We start from the raw sequence: 15408 nt of genomic DNA, 5'->3' as shown, positions 1-15408 counted from the left end.
AGGGCTACAGCCCGAGCAGCGAGCGCAGCGTCCGCGTCTTCACCCCGCAGGTGTCGGCGAACTCGCAGGACTCGCACTTCGCGCTGTTCCTGAGCCGCGGCGGCGGCCCGTCGATCCCCTCGACGGTGCGCATCGCCCGCCGGTAGGCCGCCGTCCGTCGTGCTGTGACCTCGACGGTGCGGACCGTCCCGTATGCGGGGTACTCGACGAACGCCCGCTCGACCGACGTCCCGTTCTCCCACGCGAGCGCCTTCGCGGCCGCGACGGCCCACACCGAGTGTGGCTCCCAGACGCCGTTCTCGGGCGGCCTCCCGGGCGAGACGAGCGACGGGGCGGGCGGGTCCGCGAGCACCTTCCCCGCGATACCGCGGCAGTCGCGTCCGGTCACCAGCACGTCCCGTGCGGCGGGCTCACGGAGGGCGTCGAACCGGGGACAACGCTCGACGGTGTGGCGGAGCTGCTCGCGGTACGCCGGGGGTGGGACTGCTGCCAGCTCCGCGAGCTCCTCGTCGCAGCCGCCGGCGAGGATGGCGTCGTACCGGTGGGCCAGCTCACGGACCGCCTCGACCTCGTCGGGGACCGACCGGTCGGCGCGGCGGACGTAGTACAACTTGCGCGGGCAGTAGGTCGCCTCGCGGAGGTCGCTGAACGCGAGCACGCCCCCTCTGGCCCCGGCTTCCTACTTAAAACGAGACGTCGACTTCCGCGTCCTCCGTCGCGTCCTCCAGCCCGTCGTCCTTCACGTCGTCCGTGAGCCCGCCGGTCAGGTCGCTGTCGGCGAGGATGCTGTCGAACTCGTCGCGGTAGCGGTCGTTCGCGGCGCGGGACTCGTTGCGGGCGGCGAGCGCGTCGCGGTAGCGACGCACGGTCGACGCGCTCACGTCGAGGTCGTCGGCGACGTCCGTCAGCGGGTCCTCGTCGTCGAGCCAGTCGCGCAGGACGTCGAGGTCGAACGGTGCGTCGAGGTCGCTCTCGCGGAGCAGGTGCAGGTCCATCCGCGCCCTGAACACGGTGTGTCGGGAGACGTCGAGCTCGCGCGCGAGGTCGGCGTCGGTCTCGCCGTCGTAGAAGCCGCGGACCAGCGCACACAGCTCGTCGTCGTCGAGGTCGGTCCGGAACGCGTACCGCTCGCGCATCCGCTCGACGACGTCGGACAGGCGCTGGCCGACGTCACCCCTGTCGGCGAGCGAGCCGCGCGACTCCTCCTGTGTCTCCGTGACCGTCTCCTCTTCGGCCACGGACATGAAGATGTCGCGCAGTTCCTCCGTCTTTCTGTCCATCGTGACAGGACGATAACGCGGACGAGGTATAAAAGACTGCGGTGAACTGGTTGGGCTTCCACCGGTCGGCACGTTGCTCGTCCGGAATCGCCGGAGGGGAACCAGCCCGCGGTAAACTGGAAACCGGTTCGAGATTCCCGCAAGACGTAGCCGGGGTCCCGTCCGAGAGGTGTGGCAAGATTTAAGCCGCCGTCGTCCGGGTGGTAGACTATGACAGTTCCGCCGTTACAGACCCCCGGACGGGAGACGTTCTGGCAGATAGGCCACGTCCAGGAGATCGTGTTCTACTTCTTCGCTGCGATGGCGCTGCTGACGTTCGGCTGGGGCGTCTACCGGCGGTTCATGCGGTACACGCGCGGCGCGGATGACTGGTTCGACCGGACCGACGACATCGTCTCGCGTGTCGTCGAGGCGACGAAGATCGTCGCCACCAACGAGAAGCAGTTCAACCGCGACCTGTACGGGGGCCTGATGCACACGTTCATCATGTGGGGCTTTCTCACGCTGTTCATCGGGACCGTCATCATCGGCATCGACATCGACCTCTGGCAGAAGGCGCTGGGCAACGAGCCGTTCCTGCAGGGCGCGTTCTACCTCTCCTACTCGCTCGTGATGGACGCGATGGGGCTGCTGTTCGTCGTCGGCGTCGGCATGGCCATCTACCGGCGCTACTGGGTGCGCAACGAGCGCCTCTGGGGCAAGCACACCAGCACCGAGGACACCCTGTTCGTCTGGACGCTGTTCCTGCTCGGGGTCGGCGGCTACGTCGTCGAGGGCCTGCGCATCCTCGGCGAGGGTGCGGGCAGCACCTCGATGCCGGAGTACGAGATCGTCAGCTTCGTCGGCTGGTTCACCGCCCGGTCGTTCCAGGCTGTCGGCGTCACGCCGACTCTCGCCGCCGACGTCTACGTCGCGGTGTGGTGGAGCCACGCCCTGCTCGCGTTCGGGTTCATCGCGCTCATCCCGTTCGCGAAGCCGTTCCACATGCTCTCCTCGTTCGCGAACGTCGTCACCCGCGACGAGAAGGCGGGCAAGCGGCTCCCCTCGGTCCCGGCCGACCTCGACGCCGAGACGGGTGCCGCGAGCATCGACCACTTCAGCTGGAAGGAGATCCTCGACCAGGACGCCTGCACGAAGTGCGGCCGCTGTTCCTCGGTCTGTCCGGCGAAGGCCTCCGGTCGCCCGCTCGACCCGCGCGACGTCATCCTCGACCTGAAGCAGTACCGCGAGAACCTCGAGGCCGGCGGTGACGAGAAGGCCATCGTCGCCGACGGCGGCACGTCGGTCATCGACGCCGACACGATGGAGTCCTGCATGTCCTGCATGGCCTGCATGGACGCCTGCCCCGTCGAGATCGAGCACCTGAAGAGCTTCACCCGGATGAACCGCGAACTGACCGACGCCGGGGAGATACAGCCCTCGATGCAGGAGGTGTTCCAGAACGTGATGCAGAAGGGCAACACCTTCGGCGACCCCAACCGGAAGCGCGGCGACTGGGCCGACGACGTCGACGTCGACGTGGCCGACGCCCGCGAGCAGGAGGTCGAGTACCTCTGGTACGTCGGCGACTACCCGAGCTTCGACGACCGAAACAAGAAGGTCGCCCGCTCGCTGGCGACCATCCTCGACGCGGCCGACGTGAGCTTCGGTATCCTGTTCGACGACGAGAAGTACGACGGCAACGACATCCGCCGCGTCGGCGAGGAGTTCCTCTACATCGAGCTGGCGGGCCACCACGTCGAGTCCTTCGAGGACTGCGAGTTCGAGAAGATCGTCTGCACGGACCCGCACTCCTACAACACCATCAAGAACGAGTACCCCGAGGTCGACTTCGAGGAGTTCGCCGACGACCCCGTGATGCCGTTCGACTACGAGGGCACGTGGAACGCGGACGGCGAGATCGACGTCTACCACTGGACGCAGGTCGTCGAGGAACTCGTCCCCCGGCTCGGGCTCTCCGGGGACGAGCTCGACTACACCGTCACCTACCACGACCCGTGTCACCTCGGCCGGTACAACGACGAGTACGAGGCCCCGCGCGAACTCGTGAAGGCCACCGGCTGCGAGCTCCACGAGATGCCGCGCAACCGCGCCGACTCGTTCTGCTGCGGTGGCGGCGGCGGTGGTCTCTGGATGGAACTGGAGGAGGAGGAGAAGCCCAGCGAGGAGCGACTCCGCGAGGCGCTCGAGGACACCGCTGCGGGCTCGGAGATCGAGAAGTTCGTCGTCGCCTGCCCGATGTGCATGACGATGTACGAGGACGGCCGGAAGACCGGCGGCTTCGAGGACGACATCGAGATCGTCGACGTGGCCGAGCTCGTCGTCGAGGCCATCGGCGAGCGCGAGACGGCCGGGCTGTAGCGGCCCCGGACAAGACGACGTCCCCCGACGCAGGCGGCGCTGGCCCAGTTTTTTGTGGACGCCACGACTATCTCGAACGATGGCAGCTGACGACCTGGACGACACACGAGACGCCGCCGCAGCGTTCTCGCTGCTCGGCGACGCGAGCCGACTGGCGATCCTCGATGCGCTCCACGAGGCACGCGGGACGCCGCTCGCGTTCGCCGAGCTGCACCGACGGGTCGACGTGCGCGACAGCGCGAAGTTCAACTACCACCTCAAGCAGCTCCGGCCGCGGTTCGTCGCGAAGGGTGACGACGGGTACGAGCTCACCGCGGCGGGCCGACGGCTCGCCCGCGCGGTCACCGCCGGGACCTACACCGACGAACAGCGCCTCGAGCCGTTCGACATCGACGGCGAGTGCATCGACTGCGGTGCCGAGGTGCTGTCGGCGGCCTACGAGGACGAACGGTTCACCGTCACCTGCGGCGACTGCGACGCGACCGTGCTCGCGGTTCGGGTCCCGCCGACGGTCGTCCGGGGGCGCGACCCCGAGCAGGTCGTCGACGCCTTCGACCGCTGGTCACGCCTCGGCACCGAGCAGGCGGCCCAGGGACTCTGTGCGGACTGCGGGGGCGTCGTCGAACCGTCGGTCACCGACGAGGCGCCCGGCTCCATCCGGTACGACGCCCTCGCCGTCTTCGACTGCACGGTCTGCGGTCGCCGGACGACGACCTCCTTCGGTGCGCTGGCGTACCGCCATCCGGCGGTCGAACGGTTCCACCGGGACCGCGACGCCTCGCTCCGCGACCGGCCCTACTGGGAGGTGAACCAGTACGTCACCGACGAACACGTCGAGTACGTTTCCCGCGACCCGTGGCGCGTCAGGGTGCGATTCCACGCCGACGGCGACACCTGTCTGGTGTCGCTCGACGGCGACCTCGAGGTGGTCCGCACCGAGGTCGTCGAGGGCGAACCGGAGGAGTAACCGACGAGACCAGTTGATCCCAGGGGGTGCCGGTCACCAGAGTCGCTCGACCTGCTCCCGGAGCGCGTCTGGCAGGTGCTCGGGGGCGAGCGTCTCCTCGCGCGGGTCGGCGTCGGTGTCGAAGCCGGCGGGCTCGGCTGGCGGGCCACCGTCGGCGGGCGGGGCGTGGTCGTAGGCCCGGGCGGGGTCGCCGTAGCGCCAGACGTGCATCATCCACGGCGTGTCACACGGGAACCGGATGTAGTCGTCGTAGACGAGCCGGTACTTCCACCAGGCGTAGCGACCGGGAAAGCCGACGTGGGTGTGCCACGGGCGGCACTCCCTGCCGTCGTCGTCGTACACCGACGGCGGCGGGTCGATGCGGTCGCCGTTCCGCGCCGCGATGAACATCGCGCCGATGGGACGCCAGTACTCGTGGTCGACGATGACGGACTCGGGGCGGCTGGCGTCCATGATGCCACCGTTGCCGATCCACCGAGGGTTTATCCAGTGGGACGTCCCGTCGTCGGCGAAGAAGTCGAAGTACGGGATGAAGCCGGCGTCGAGGAGCGTCCCGACCGTCGGGAGGTTCCGCTCGAACGACCGGCGGACGTCGCGCTGGAACAGCCGCGTCGCCTCGGAGTCGCCGCAGGTCCGGTGGAGCGAGTCGTCGTAGTGGACCATCTTCGGTCGGTACGTGGCGTGGGGACAGCGGACCGTGTCACGGGTGTCGGTCGCTGGAGTGGCGGCGGCGGTGGTCGCGGTGCCGACGCCCGTCACGGCGACCGCCCCGCTCGAGAGCTGGAGCAGTCGGCGACGGGAGAGTCCGGCAGCGTCGGAATCGTCGTCGTGGGAGGACGGGGTGGGCATAGGTGGAGCGGTCGTGGCATCGACAACGCGCGAGAATAGTACTCGGACGTTACGTGACAGCTTCGAACAGACGTGTCAGGTAAGACCGGCTTAGTCGGCACGCGGTCCCCTTCGCGGCGTGGGATAGCACGGTTCGTGCATATATCGACGCCTTCTTACCGGCGAATTACACACGTCCGTGTATGTACATCGGACGATTCCTGGTGGTCGGTCCCGACGTCGGCGCGTACCGCGTCTCCTCGCGCTCGTTCCCGAACCGGACGGTCTCGCGGCGCGACGACGACACGCTGACCGTCGGTCCCACGGCGGACGCTCCGGAGACGGACAACCCGTACGTGGCGTACAACTGCGTCCGCGTCACCGACGCCGGCGCGGTGCTGGGCAACGGCTCGCACGTCGACCCCGTCGCGGAGAAGCTGGCGATGGGCTACCCGGCCCGCGACGCCCTCGCGACCGCGCTGCTCTCGCTGGACTACGAGAAGGACGACTACGACACGCCCCGCATCGCCGGGGTCATCGGAGGGGACTCCGCGTTCGTCGGCATCGTGCGCCGCGACGCCCTCCTCGTCCACGAGGTCACCGAGCCGACGCTCGTCGCGACGTACGAGAAGGACACCCCCGAGGCGTACGACTTCGACGCGACCGACGCCGAGGCGGCCGCCCGCGAGGTGCTCGAGGCCGAGTTCGAGCACGCGGTCTGTGCCGCCGGCGTGGTCCGCGACGGCGACGGGTTCTCGCTGGCGAGTCTGGACGCCTGAGCGCCGTCTCCACCACGCTTCTCACACCACCGCAGGATTGAACGGCCACGAGGTACTCCCCTCGTGACATGCGCTTCGGCGTCATCTCCGACGTGCACGCCAACGCGGTCGCCCTGCGCGCCGTCCTCGACGACATGCCCCGCGTCGACGGCCTGCTCTGTGCCGGGGACGTCGTCGGCTACGGCCCCTCCCCGGGCGAGTGCGTCGACGAGCTCGCCGGCCGTGACGTGGCGTGCGTGTCGGGCAACCACGACCGTGCGGTCGTCACCGACACCGCGTTCCGCTTCAACGACATGGCCCGTGCCGGGGTTGAGTACGCCCGCGAGCAGCTCACCGACGCCCAGCTTTCCTGGCTCGCCGACCTCCCGACCGAGCGCCGGGAGCACGACGGCTACGTCAAGCTCGTCCACGGCCACCCCGACGACCCGGACCACTACACCCGGCCCCACGAGTTCTCCCCCGACCTGCTCCGCGGCGAGGCCGTCCTCGTCATGGGCCACACGCACGTCCAGCACCACGAGCGCCACGACGAGGGTATCGTGATGAACCCCGGGAGCGTCGGCCAGCCGCGGGACAGCGACCCCCGCGCCGCCTACGCCGTGCTCGACATGGACGACGGCACTGTCGAGGAGCGACGGGTCGAGTACGACATCGAGCGGGTACAGGAGCAGGTGCGGGAGGCGGGTCTCCCGGAACGCATCGGGAGTCGGCTGGCGGACGGTCGGTAACGCCGCGTTCCGCAGCGTCGGGGCGGGCACCACGTCATCTTAACCAACACAGCCGGCTATCGACCCGTAAAGTTAACCAACACCGGCTCGCCCGAGGACCGTGGGTGGTGTCCGATCCCGGCCTACAGGGGTGCCAGCTCGGCCGAGAAGTGCCGGATCTCCTTCATCGGCGGCTCGTGGACGACCTCGTAGCCGGAGATCTCCTCGCGGCGGTCCCAGACCGCGGCGACGGTGTCGACGACGTGCTCGATGTGCTCCTTGTGGTACATCCGGCGCGGGACCGCCATCCGGACGAGTTCGGGGCGGTCGCTGTCGGGGAACGCGAAGCTCCCGAGTTCGACACAGCGGACGCCACCCTCACGGTAGATCTCGACGGCGAGGGCCTGTCCGGGGAACTCCTCCGCCGGAATCTGGGGCAGGAACTCCCCGGCGTCGAGGTAGACCGCGTGGCCACCGACGGGCTGGAAGACGGGGACGCCGTGCTCGGCGATGCGCTCGCCCAGGAAGCGGACCTGCTCGACGCGGTCGGCGATGTACGCCTCCTCGACGGCCTCGCGCAGGCCGACCGCCATCGCCTCGATGTCGCGGCCGGACATGCCGCCGTAGGTGGAGAAGCCCTCGTAGAGGATGCCGCGCTGCTTGGCGTGCTCGAACAGCGTCTCGTCGTTGCAGGCCACGAAGCCGCCGATGTTGACGAGGCCGTCCTTCTTGCCGGACATGACGGCTGCGTCGGCGTAGGAGAGCTGCTCGCGGGCGACCTCGGCGACGGTCGCGTCCGCGAACTCGGGCTCGCGCTGGGTGACGAAGTAGGCGTTCTCGGCGAACCGGCAGGCGTCGACGACGAACGTCGCGTCGATCTCGTCGCAGAACTCGCGCACCTCGCGGGTGTTCGCGACGGAGACCGGCTGGCCGGCGGCGGAGTTGTTCGTGATGGTCAGGATGATCGCCGGGACGTTCTCCGCGCCGACCTCCTCGACGACGCGCCGGGCCTCGTCCACCGAGAAGTTGCCCTTGAAGTCGCCCCCGCTGTCGAACTCGCTGGCCTCGGGGACGGGACAGTCGACGGCGTCGGCTCCCTGGTTGGCGACGTGCGCCCGGGTCGTGTCGAAGTGGGTGTTGTTCAGCACCACGTCGCCCTCCTCGAGGATGGTGCCGTAGAGCACGTTCTCCGCGCCGCGACCCTGGTGGGCGGGGACGACGTGCTCGAAGCCCATCACGTCGGCGACGGCGTCCTCGAGCTTCCGGAAGCTCGAGCTCCCGGCGTAGGACTCGTCGCCGCGGAACATCGCCGCCCACTGCTCGTCGGTCATCGTCCCGGTGCCGGAGTCGGTGAGCAGGTCGACGAACACGTCGTCGGCGTCCAGGTTGAACAGGTTGTAGCCCGCGTCCTCCAGGTTGGCCGCTCGCTCCTCGCGTGCCGGCAGGTGGATGCGCTCCACCATCTTCGACTTGTACGTCGTCATACGTACAGGAAGGGGCGAGAGCGTGAAAGTCCTAGGTGGCGCTGTCTGCGAGTCGTCGGACAGAACGCCGGGCGAGTGTACGGATGCGGTGACCGTGAGACAGAACTGTCGTACCGCGCCGGTTCGTGGCGGGTTCGGGAGCAGTCAGTACAGCTCCTGCAGTATCTCCAGTGTCTCCTCGCGGTCGTCCCAGGCGACGACGACGGCGACGCTCGTCGCGGAGGTGATGAGCTCGTGGATGTTGATACCCGCCTCGGCCATCGGCGAGACGATGGTGTTGATGACGCCGGGCTCGTTCGGGAGCTCGCCGCCGGTGATACGCACCACGGCGAGGCCGTCCTCGACGGTGACCGAGGAGAGCATCTCGTCGTCGATGACCTCGCGGTGGAGGATGTTCTCGGCGCGTTCGGACTCCCTCTCGTCGACGTAGAACGTGACGGTGTCCATCCCGCTGGCGACGGCGTCGACGTTGATGCCCGACTCCGCCAGCGACGACGCGAGCTGGTGGAACACGCCGGACTGGTTGCGGATTGCCCGGCCGGCGACGGTGACACAGGCCAGCGGCTCCTCGCGGAGGTCGACCAGATGTCTGAACTCGCCGGTGATGCTCGTCCCGCCCGAGAGCAGGTCGCCGTGCTGGTAGTGGACGACGCGGACCGCCAGCTCGTCGTCCTTGTACGACAGGGCGGAGGGCGCGACGACTTCGGCCCCACGGAAGGAGAGGTTGCGGAGCTCGTCGACCGAGATCTGGCCGACGTTCCGGGCACCTTCGACGACGTGCGGGTCGCCGGTCATGACGCCCTCGACGTCGGTGACGATGACGACCTCGTCGGCGTCCAGGTACTTGCCGAGCATCACCGCGGTCGTGTCGCTGCCGCCGCGGCCGAGCGTCGCGATGGAGCCGTCGGGTGTCTCGGCCAGGAAGCCCGTGATGACCGGGACGACACCGTCGAGCTGGTCTGCCAGCTTGGCCGCGCGCTTCGTCGTCTCCTCGACGTCGACCTCCCCGTGTTCGTCCGTGACGACCGGCCAGTCGGGGTGACCGGGCTCGAGGAACACCGCGTCGATTCCCCGGGCTGTCAGTGCGGCCTTCAGCATCCGCACCGACGTTCGCTCGCCCATGCTGACGATCTCGGCCCGGTCGGAGTCGTCCGCTTCGAAGGTGATGTCGTCGAGCAGTTCGTCGGTCGTGTTCCCCATCGCACTCGCCACGACGGCTATCTCGTGGCCCTCGCGTACCGCGCTCGCGACCGAGTCGGCGGCCCGGTTGATGCGGTCGCCGCTGCCGAGGCTGGTCCCCCCGAACTTGGCGACTACGCGCATCCTACCACCGCGTCGGTCCCGTGCGCGCTCGTCGCGTCGATACTGACGTCACTCATACACCCTCGTAGCCGACTCGGGGCCATAACTATGTCCCCCAGTGGAAATACCTGCCGGGCTTCGGGGTCGGTGGCACGGCACGAACGACGGCGACCCGACACCTGTGACGACGGACACCGACCGCTGTGTCCGCCTGCGGGCTGGATTTATACCTACGGAGAGCCAATGATGGCCCGATGCACGTGCGTGAGGCGGTCGAGGCCGACGCCGACGCGATGGCCGCCATCGCCGACGGGCCGGTCGACGTGATGCGCAACCTCGTCCACGACCGGACGGTCCGTGTCGCCGAGGCCGAGGCCGCCCGGACCAACGACCCGAACGTCGACGTCGAGGAGCCCGAGACGCCCGAGCTGCTCGGGTTCGTCAGCTTCGACGCCGCGACGGACGTGGTGTACGTAACACAGCTCGACGGCACGCCCGACGCCTGCGAGCGCCTGCTCGCCGAGCCGCTGCGCTTCGCCCGCAGCGAGTCGATGGACGTGGAACTGCTCGTCACCGACCCCGGCGAGCCGGCGGGTGTGGCCGCCGAACGCGTCGGCTTCGAGCAGACCGGCCCCGGGCCGCGGTTCGACCGCCAGCGGACGGTCCGGTACCGCTACGCGACGAGCGACTGAGCCGCGCTGTCGCGGCGACCGCGGCGTCGTCTCAGGAGAACTTTCTGACCGTCACGTCGAGCGTGTCGAGGTCGACGACGGGCGCGTAGCCCGCGTCGGGCTGGATGTTCACGGACTTCTGGAAGTCGGTCTGGCGCTGCCAGCAGCCCGAGTTGATGGCGAGTACGTTGTGGTACTTCCCGAAGCCGAGCTTGTGGACGTGGCCCGTGTGGAAGATGTCCGGCACGTCCTCGATGACGAGGTAGTCCTTCTCCTCGGGTGCGAGCCGGGTGTGGCCGCCGTACTGCGGGGCGACGTGGCGCTTCTTCAGCAGCTGGTACATCGCCTTGTGCGGCTCGTCGTAGCTCGCGGTGTGCTCGGGCGTCTCCGCGATGACCTCGTCGAGCGAGACGCCGTGGTACATCAGCACCGAGACCCCCTCGACGGTCACCGTCGAGGGGTTGCTCACGATGCGAGGGTCGTGCGCCGTCATGATGTTCCGGAGCTCCTCGTCGAAGCCCGGCTGTGGCTCGGCGAGCCGGACCGCGTCGTGGTTGCCCGGGATCATGGTCACGTCGATGTCGCCCGGAATCTGCTTGAGCTTCTCGTTGAACGTCTCGTACTGGTCGTAGATGTCGACCACGTCGAGCTCCTCGTCCTGGTTGGGGTAGACGCCGACGCCCTCGACCATGTCGCCCGCGATGAGCAGGTACTCGATGTGCTCGGCCTCCTCGGTGTAGAGCCAGTCCGCGAACGCGTCCCACTCGTCGTGCATGAACTCCTGGCTGCCGACGTGGACGTCGGAGATGAGCGCCGCCTGCACGTGGCGGTCCGCGTAGCTCGGCTGGTGGGTCCGGGGCACGTCGGGGAAGTGCATCGAGTCGACGAAGACGATCCCCGCGTCGTCGGCGAGCGTCCCCTCGATGGCGATGACCTCGTCGTACAGCAGCTCGTCGACGAGCTCGGCGATGTTCCGGTCCTTCATCACCAGACAGGGGAACGTCCCCTTCGTGTCCTCCAGCTCGACGAGCCAGTGCCCCGAGGCGGTCGAGCGGATGTCGTTGACCATGCCGACCAGCGCGACCTCGCTCCCCCCGGCCATCGACTCGATGGCGTCGGTCGGCCGGTGGTTCACGCGACCCCGGAGCTTCGAGGCGAGCTTGTCGTAGCGGTCGCGGAACACCGAGACGAAGTCGCTGTACTCGCCGGTCCCCGTGCTCCGGCCGGTCATGTCGTTCTCGACGCTCACCGAGCGCTGGTCGGTCGACCGGTCCGCAGCCCGGTCACGGGAGCGCTGCACCGTCCCGGTGTCGGTGCCAGCGTCAGCTCCGGTGTCGGTTCCGGTAGCGGGCTCACTTCCGGCAGCGGGCTCACCCCCGGCATCGGTTCCGGTGCCTGTTCCAGCAACGGTCCCGGTGTCGCCGTCGGCAGGGTCGGAGGGTCCGGTATCGGCCGGAGAGTCGCCGACGGCGTCGCCCCCCGCCGAGTCAGACCCCTCCGTTTCAGCTGGAGATTCGCCGCCGGAATCCGGACCAGTCGTAGTCGTCTGGGAATCCCGGTTTCCACCGGAAACAGAGGGGTGTTGGTCGGGTGAGTTCGGCGCACCCTCCTGCGATTCGACTCCGTCCGTCCTCGAGCGAGCGTCGGCCGACGAGGGAGGTTGCTCGTCGTCCCCGTTCCGGAGAGCCGACGCCCCGCGCGGAGCGGTCTCGTCCTGCACCGCACGCACGTCGGCGGCGGTCACCTTCAGCGCGTCAGCCGCGGTCGCGTCGACGACCGCCGCGAGCGTCGCGTCCGGGTCCTCGGCACCGGCGATGAGCGTCACCGCCTCCCGCTCGGCGTTGTAGCCACGCCTCGCGAGTTCGCCGACGATGCGTGCGGTCGCCTCCTGTGGCACATCACTCCACAGCACTCGACAGGGCAAAAGGGTGCCGAAACGACCGACGATTCCGGGCCGGAACCGGCGGACTGCGTCGACCCGTCGGGTCCGCCCCCGGCATCAGAAAGTTGATTGGTGGGGCCGTCCAACCGACGCCCAGATGACCGGACCCGGCAGCGACGACGAGTCCGACGCCCACCGGGACGAGGGGCCCGACCCCCGTCACGACACCGACCGCGACCGGGCCGGTGCCGATGACGCACCCGACCGTGACGACGGTGACCCCGCTACCGGCGACGATACTGTCGACGAGACGGTCGACAGGGAGACCTGGGAGTGGGTGGACACCAGTTCGGGTCGAGAGGCGGCTGGCGACACCGACCCGTCTCCTCCCGGCGATCCGGACAGCGACGGGGACGGTCCAGTCGAAGCGGGGGGGCCACCGGAAGACACGAGAGAGCCACCGGAAGACACGACGAGACGACCGGAACCGGGTTCCGAACGCGACAGGGACCCGACCAGCGAGCGCGATAGGCCGCCGATCCCCGGCGAGGACGAGAGACGGGAGGAGTTCGACGGCCCCGTCGACTGGTTCCTCCACACCGACGATTCGTTCGTCATGACGGTGCGTGACGTCAGCAGCAGCCTCCTCACCGTCGCGTTCATCGGGATCGTGCTCTTCGGGGTCAGCGGCATCTGGCCGCCGCTCGTCGCCGTCGAGAGCGGCAGCATGGAGCCGCACATGCACCGGAACGACCTCGTGTTCATCGTCGAGGAGGGCCGGTTCGCCGGCGACAGCGCCCAGCCCGGCACCGGCGTCGTGACACACCGGGCAGCCCAGCAGAACGACGGCTACTGGAGCTTCGGCGACTACGGCAACGTCATCGTCTACCAGCCCGACGGGAGCGACAGACGGACCCCGATCATCCATCGCGCCCGCTTCTGGGTCGACGAGGGCGAGAACTGGGTCGACAGCGAGGCGGAAGGTGGCACCGGAAAGGCGGATCCGCAGCACCTCAGCCGGGACGAATCGGCGGATCGGTCCTTCGACTGCGAGGACATCACCGCCTGTCCCGCCGACTACAGCGGCTTCGTCACGAAGGGAGACGACAACGCGGTGTACGACCAGATCGGCGGCCAGAGTTCGACGGTTCGGTCCGAGTGGGTCCGCGGGAAGGCGAAGGTCCGGATCCCCCTGCTCGGCTGGATTCGGCTCCAGTTCGCACAGCTCGCGACCGCGTTCGGCGGGACCGGCCCCACCGCACTCGGGATGCTCCGACTGCAGCTCGGCGTCGTGTGCGCCGGCGTGGGAACGGTCGTCGCGCGCCGGCGTGGCGTGCTGTAGGCCGTCGTTTCACGTCGAAAGCGAGTCGACGTTCGTAGAACGAACAGGTGAGCTGCAGCGCCGGGTTCAGTTGTTGAACCGGGCCTGCACGAACGGCTGGACCTCCTCGATGTCGCCGAGCCTGGAGTCGCTGAGGAGGACGGCCTCGGTCTCCTCGATGGGGACCGACAGCGAGATTTCCTTCGTCCGGCCGTAGCGGCCCTTCGAGACGACGACCGCGTTGACGATGCCGAGCATGTCGAGCTCGGAGATGAGGTCGGTGACGCGACGCTGGGTGAGCACGTCGGCGTCGATCTCCTCGCAGAGACGCTTGTAGATGTTGAACACCTCGCCGGTGTTGATGTTGTGCACGCCGTTCTTCTCCAGCAGGATGATGGCGAACAGGACGAGTTTGCTCTGGGTCGGGAGCGTGCGGACGACCTCGACGACGCGGTCGAGTTCGATCTTGTCCTGGGCCTTGCGGACGTGCTCCTCGTCGACGACCTCGGACTGCGAACGCTCCGCGAGTTCGCCCGCAGTTCGGAGCAAGTCGAGCGCACGCCGGGCGTCGCCGTGCTCCTGGGCCGCGAAGGCTGCACACAGCGGGATGACGTCCTCGGTGAGCGCCCCGGGCTCGAACGCGACGTCGGAGCGGTGCTGGAGGATGTCCCGGAGCTGGTTCGCGTCGTACGGCGGGAAGACGATCTCCTCCTCGCCGAGACTGGACTTGACGCGGGGGTCGAGGAAGTCGGTGAACTTCAGGTCGTTCGAGATGCCCATGATGCTCACGCGGGAGTTCTCCAGTTCGGAGTTCATCCGCGAGAGGTTGTACAGGGTGTCGTCGCCCGACTTCTCGACGAGCTTGTCGATCTCGTCGAGCATGATGACGACGACCCGTTCCTCGTAGTCGACCGCGTCGAAGAAGACGCTGTAGACCCGGTCGGTCGGCCAGCCGGTCATCGGTACGTCCTCGAACTCCTCGGCGTCGGCCTCGAGCTCGTCGATTCGCTCGTGGACCGCCGCACGCGAGTCGAACTCGGTGTCCGCGAGGGGGTCGGTTTCGGGTGCGTCGGCCGCGTCGACCTCGTCGAGGAGACCCTCGAGTTCGGCGACGCGGTCCTCGATGTACGCCTCGTTCTCGTCGATGAACTTGTTCGCGAGCTGGGCGAGCACGCGGTACTGGGTGTCCGTCACCTCGCAGTTGATGTACTCGACGGAGCATGGCACCTCGTACTTCTTCGAGGTGCTCTCGAGCTCGTTCGAGACGAACTTCGCGCTCGCGGTCTTGCCGGTCCCCGTCTTCCCGTAGATGAGGATGTTCGACGGCGTCTCACCGCGTAACGCGGCGACCAGGATGGTCGCCATCTTGTTGATCTGTTCCTTCCGATGCGGCAGTTCGTGCGGCGTGTAGGACGGTCGCAGGACTTCCTTGTTCTCGAAGATCGGCTCCCCGCTCAGGAGGTCGTCGAACAGTCCCTGTGATGCACCCTCCTCGTCCGATTCGTCGAGTACGACGTCGTCGAGGTCGACCTCGAAGTCCCGCGAGGTGTTCGGAGGCGTCTGCTCCGTGCCCCCAGTTACGTCCGTATCCGCGTCGTCGTCGTTGTCTGTCATCCCTATGGTTCACCCCCTCGTTTCGATTGGAACTCGAGACGAGGTCCCGTGAAAGCGGACGTGTACCCGCCGTACGTCGGACGTGAGACGAACGACCCAGCGATACGCCGTCCAGTTGATGCAAACGAAGCAGATGAACAGGAGGGTAATAATAGTTGCCCTTCAGCAATAGGAGTCAATAGTACTACATCGCGCGTGGTAGTGGGAGACGA

13 protein-coding genes are annotated in these 15408 nt (G+C 68.1%); 6 read left to right on the top strand and 7 right to left on the bottom strand.

Annotated elements, in window-relative coordinates; all coding sequences use genetic code 11:
• Positions 1–4: 4 nt before the first annotated feature.
• Together NO345_RS00705 and NO345_RS00700 are read right to left on the bottom strand one after the other, a co-directional pair.
• On the bottom strand, positions 5–658 hold the full coding sequence (locus NO345_RS00705; RefSeq protein ID WP_256295809.1) for a Dna2/Cas4 domain-containing protein: 654 nt from the start codon (positions 656–658) through the stop codon (positions 5–7).
• Positions 659–683: 25 nt separating this feature from the next.
• Positions 684–1280: a conditioned medium-induced protein 4 gene (locus NO345_RS00700; RefSeq protein ID WP_256295808.1), complete on the bottom strand. Its 597-nt coding sequence runs from the start codon at positions 1278–1280 to the stop codon at positions 684–686.
• Between the two features lie 210 nt (positions 1281–1490).
• Between NO345_RS00700 and NO345_RS00695 the strand changes: the two genes are divergently transcribed.
• Together NO345_RS00695 and NO345_RS00690 are read left to right on the top strand one after the other, a co-directional pair.
• Positions 1491–3641 carry a heterodisulfide reductase-related iron-sulfur binding cluster gene (locus NO345_RS00695; RefSeq protein WP_256295807.1) on the top strand — a complete coding sequence of 717 codons (2151 nt, stop codon included), beginning with the start codon at positions 1491–1493 and terminating at the stop codon, positions 3639–3641.
• Positions 3642–3720: 79 nt separating this feature from the next.
• On the top strand, positions 3721–4608 hold the full coding sequence (locus NO345_RS00690) for an ArsR/SmtB family transcription factor (RefSeq protein ID WP_256295806.1): 888 nt from the start codon (positions 3721–3723) through the stop codon (positions 4606–4608).
• 33 nt (positions 4609–4641) lie between these two features.
• Here NO345_RS00690 and NO345_RS00685 read toward each other — a convergent pair whose 3' ends face one another.
• Positions 4642–5457 (bottom strand): hypothetical protein, encoded by an 816-nt coding sequence (locus NO345_RS00685; RefSeq protein ID WP_256295805.1) that lies wholly within the window; start codon positions 5455–5457, stop codon positions 4642–4644.
• Between the two features lie 182 nt (positions 5458–5639).
• Here NO345_RS00685 and NO345_RS00680 point away from each other — a divergent pair, with 182 nt between their 5' ends.
• Complete coding sequence (locus tag NO345_RS00680) at positions 5640–6215, top strand: IMP cyclohydrolase (RefSeq protein WP_256295804.1); 576 nt, start codon at positions 5640–5642, stop codon at positions 6213–6215.
• A gap of 68 nt (positions 6216–6283) precedes the next feature.
• The gene (locus tag NO345_RS00675) at positions 6284–6943 is read left to right on the top strand and encodes a metallophosphoesterase family protein (protein WP_256295803.1); all 660 of its coding nucleotides are present in this window, start codon (positions 6284–6286) and stop codon (positions 6941–6943) included.
• Positions 6944–7065: 122 nt separating this feature from the next.
• On the opposite strand, the gene NO345_RS00670 is transcribed toward NO345_RS00675, so the two are convergent.
• Positions 7066–8406 carry a tryptophanase gene (locus tag NO345_RS00670; protein WP_256295802.1) on the bottom strand — a complete coding sequence of 447 codons (1341 nt, stop codon included), beginning with the start codon at positions 8404–8406 and terminating at the stop codon, positions 7066–7068.
• Positions 8407–8550: 144 nt separating this feature from the next.
• Positions 8551–9729 (bottom strand): aspartate kinase, encoded by a 1179-nt coding sequence (locus NO345_RS00665; RefSeq protein ID WP_256295801.1) that lies wholly within the window; start codon positions 9727–9729, stop codon positions 8551–8553.
• Positions 9730–9962: 233 nt separating this feature from the next.
• Here NO345_RS00665 and NO345_RS00660 point away from each other — a divergent pair, with 233 nt between their 5' ends.
• Positions 9963–10400: a hypothetical protein gene (locus NO345_RS00660; protein WP_256295800.1), complete on the top strand. Its 438-nt coding sequence runs from the start codon at positions 9963–9965 to the stop codon at positions 10398–10400.
• A gap of 31 nt (positions 10401–10431) precedes the next feature.
• On the opposite strand, the gene NO345_RS00655 is transcribed toward NO345_RS00660, so the two are convergent.
• Positions 10432–12276 carry a DNA-directed DNA polymerase II small subunit gene (locus NO345_RS00655; protein ID WP_256295799.1) on the bottom strand — a complete coding sequence of 615 codons (1845 nt, stop codon included), beginning with the start codon at positions 12274–12276 and terminating at the stop codon, positions 10432–10434.
• A 142-nt stretch (positions 12277–12418) separates the two neighbouring features.
• Between NO345_RS00655 and NO345_RS00650 the strand changes: the two genes are divergently transcribed.
• Positions 12419–13603 (top strand): S24/S26 family peptidase, encoded by a 1185-nt coding sequence (locus NO345_RS00650; protein WP_256295798.1) that lies wholly within the window; start codon positions 12419–12421, stop codon positions 13601–13603.
• A 66-nt stretch (positions 13604–13669) separates the two neighbouring features.
• Here the strand turns inward: NO345_RS00650 and NO345_RS00645 are convergent, their stop codons facing one another.
• On the bottom strand, positions 13670–15196 hold the full coding sequence (locus tag NO345_RS00645; protein WP_256295797.1) for a Cdc6/Cdc18 family protein: 1527 nt from the start codon (positions 15194–15196) through the stop codon (positions 13670–13672).
• Between the last annotated feature and the right edge of the window lie 212 nt (positions 15197–15408).

The sequence above is a fragment of the Haloarchaeobius salinus genome (genome assembly GCF_024464185.1).
Classification (GTDB): domain Archaea; phylum Halobacteriota; class Halobacteria; order Halobacteriales; family Natrialbaceae; genus Haloarchaeobius; species Haloarchaeobius salinus.
Note: the sequence above shows the minus strand (reverse complement) of the source record. Positions and strands in the feature narration are given on the sequence as shown.

Coding starts and splice junctions, on each gene's coding strand:
- NO345_RS00660 (WP_256295800.1), top strand. CDS start 9,963: ATGCACGTGCGTGAGGCGGTCGAGGCCGACGCCGACGCGATGGCCGCC.
- NO345_RS00680 (WP_256295804.1), top strand. CDS start 5,640: ATGTACATCGGACGATTCCTGGTGGTCGGTCCCGACGTCGGCGCGTAC.
- NO345_RS00685 (WP_256295805.1), bottom strand. CDS start 5,457: ATGCCCACCCCGTCCTCCCACGACGACGATTCCGACGCTGCCGGACTC.
- NO345_RS00700 (WP_256295808.1), bottom strand. CDS start 1,280: ATGGACAGAAAGACGGAGGAACTGCGCGACATCTTCATGTCCGTGGCC.
- NO345_RS00645 (WP_256295797.1), bottom strand. CDS start 15,196: ATGACAGACAACGACGACGACGCGGATACGGACGTAACTGGGGGCACG.
- NO345_RS00690 (WP_256295806.1), top strand. CDS start 3,721: ATGGCAGCTGACGACCTGGACGACACACGAGACGCCGCCGCAGCGTTC.
- NO345_RS00675 (WP_256295803.1), top strand. CDS start 6,284: ATGCGCTTCGGCGTCATCTCCGACGTGCACGCCAACGCGGTCGCCCTG.
- NO345_RS00650 (WP_256295798.1), top strand. CDS start 12,419: ATGACCGGACCCGGCAGCGACGACGAGTCCGACGCCCACCGGGACGAG.
- NO345_RS00665 (WP_256295801.1), bottom strand. CDS start 9,729: ATGCGCGTAGTCGCCAAGTTCGGGGGGACCAGCCTCGGCAGCGGCGAC.
- NO345_RS00670 (WP_256295802.1), bottom strand. CDS start 8,406: ATGACGACGTACAAGTCGAAGATGGTGGAGCGCATCCACCTGCCGGCA.
- NO345_RS00695 (WP_256295807.1), top strand. CDS start 1,491: ATGACAGTTCCGCCGTTACAGACCCCCGGACGGGAGACGTTCTGGCAG.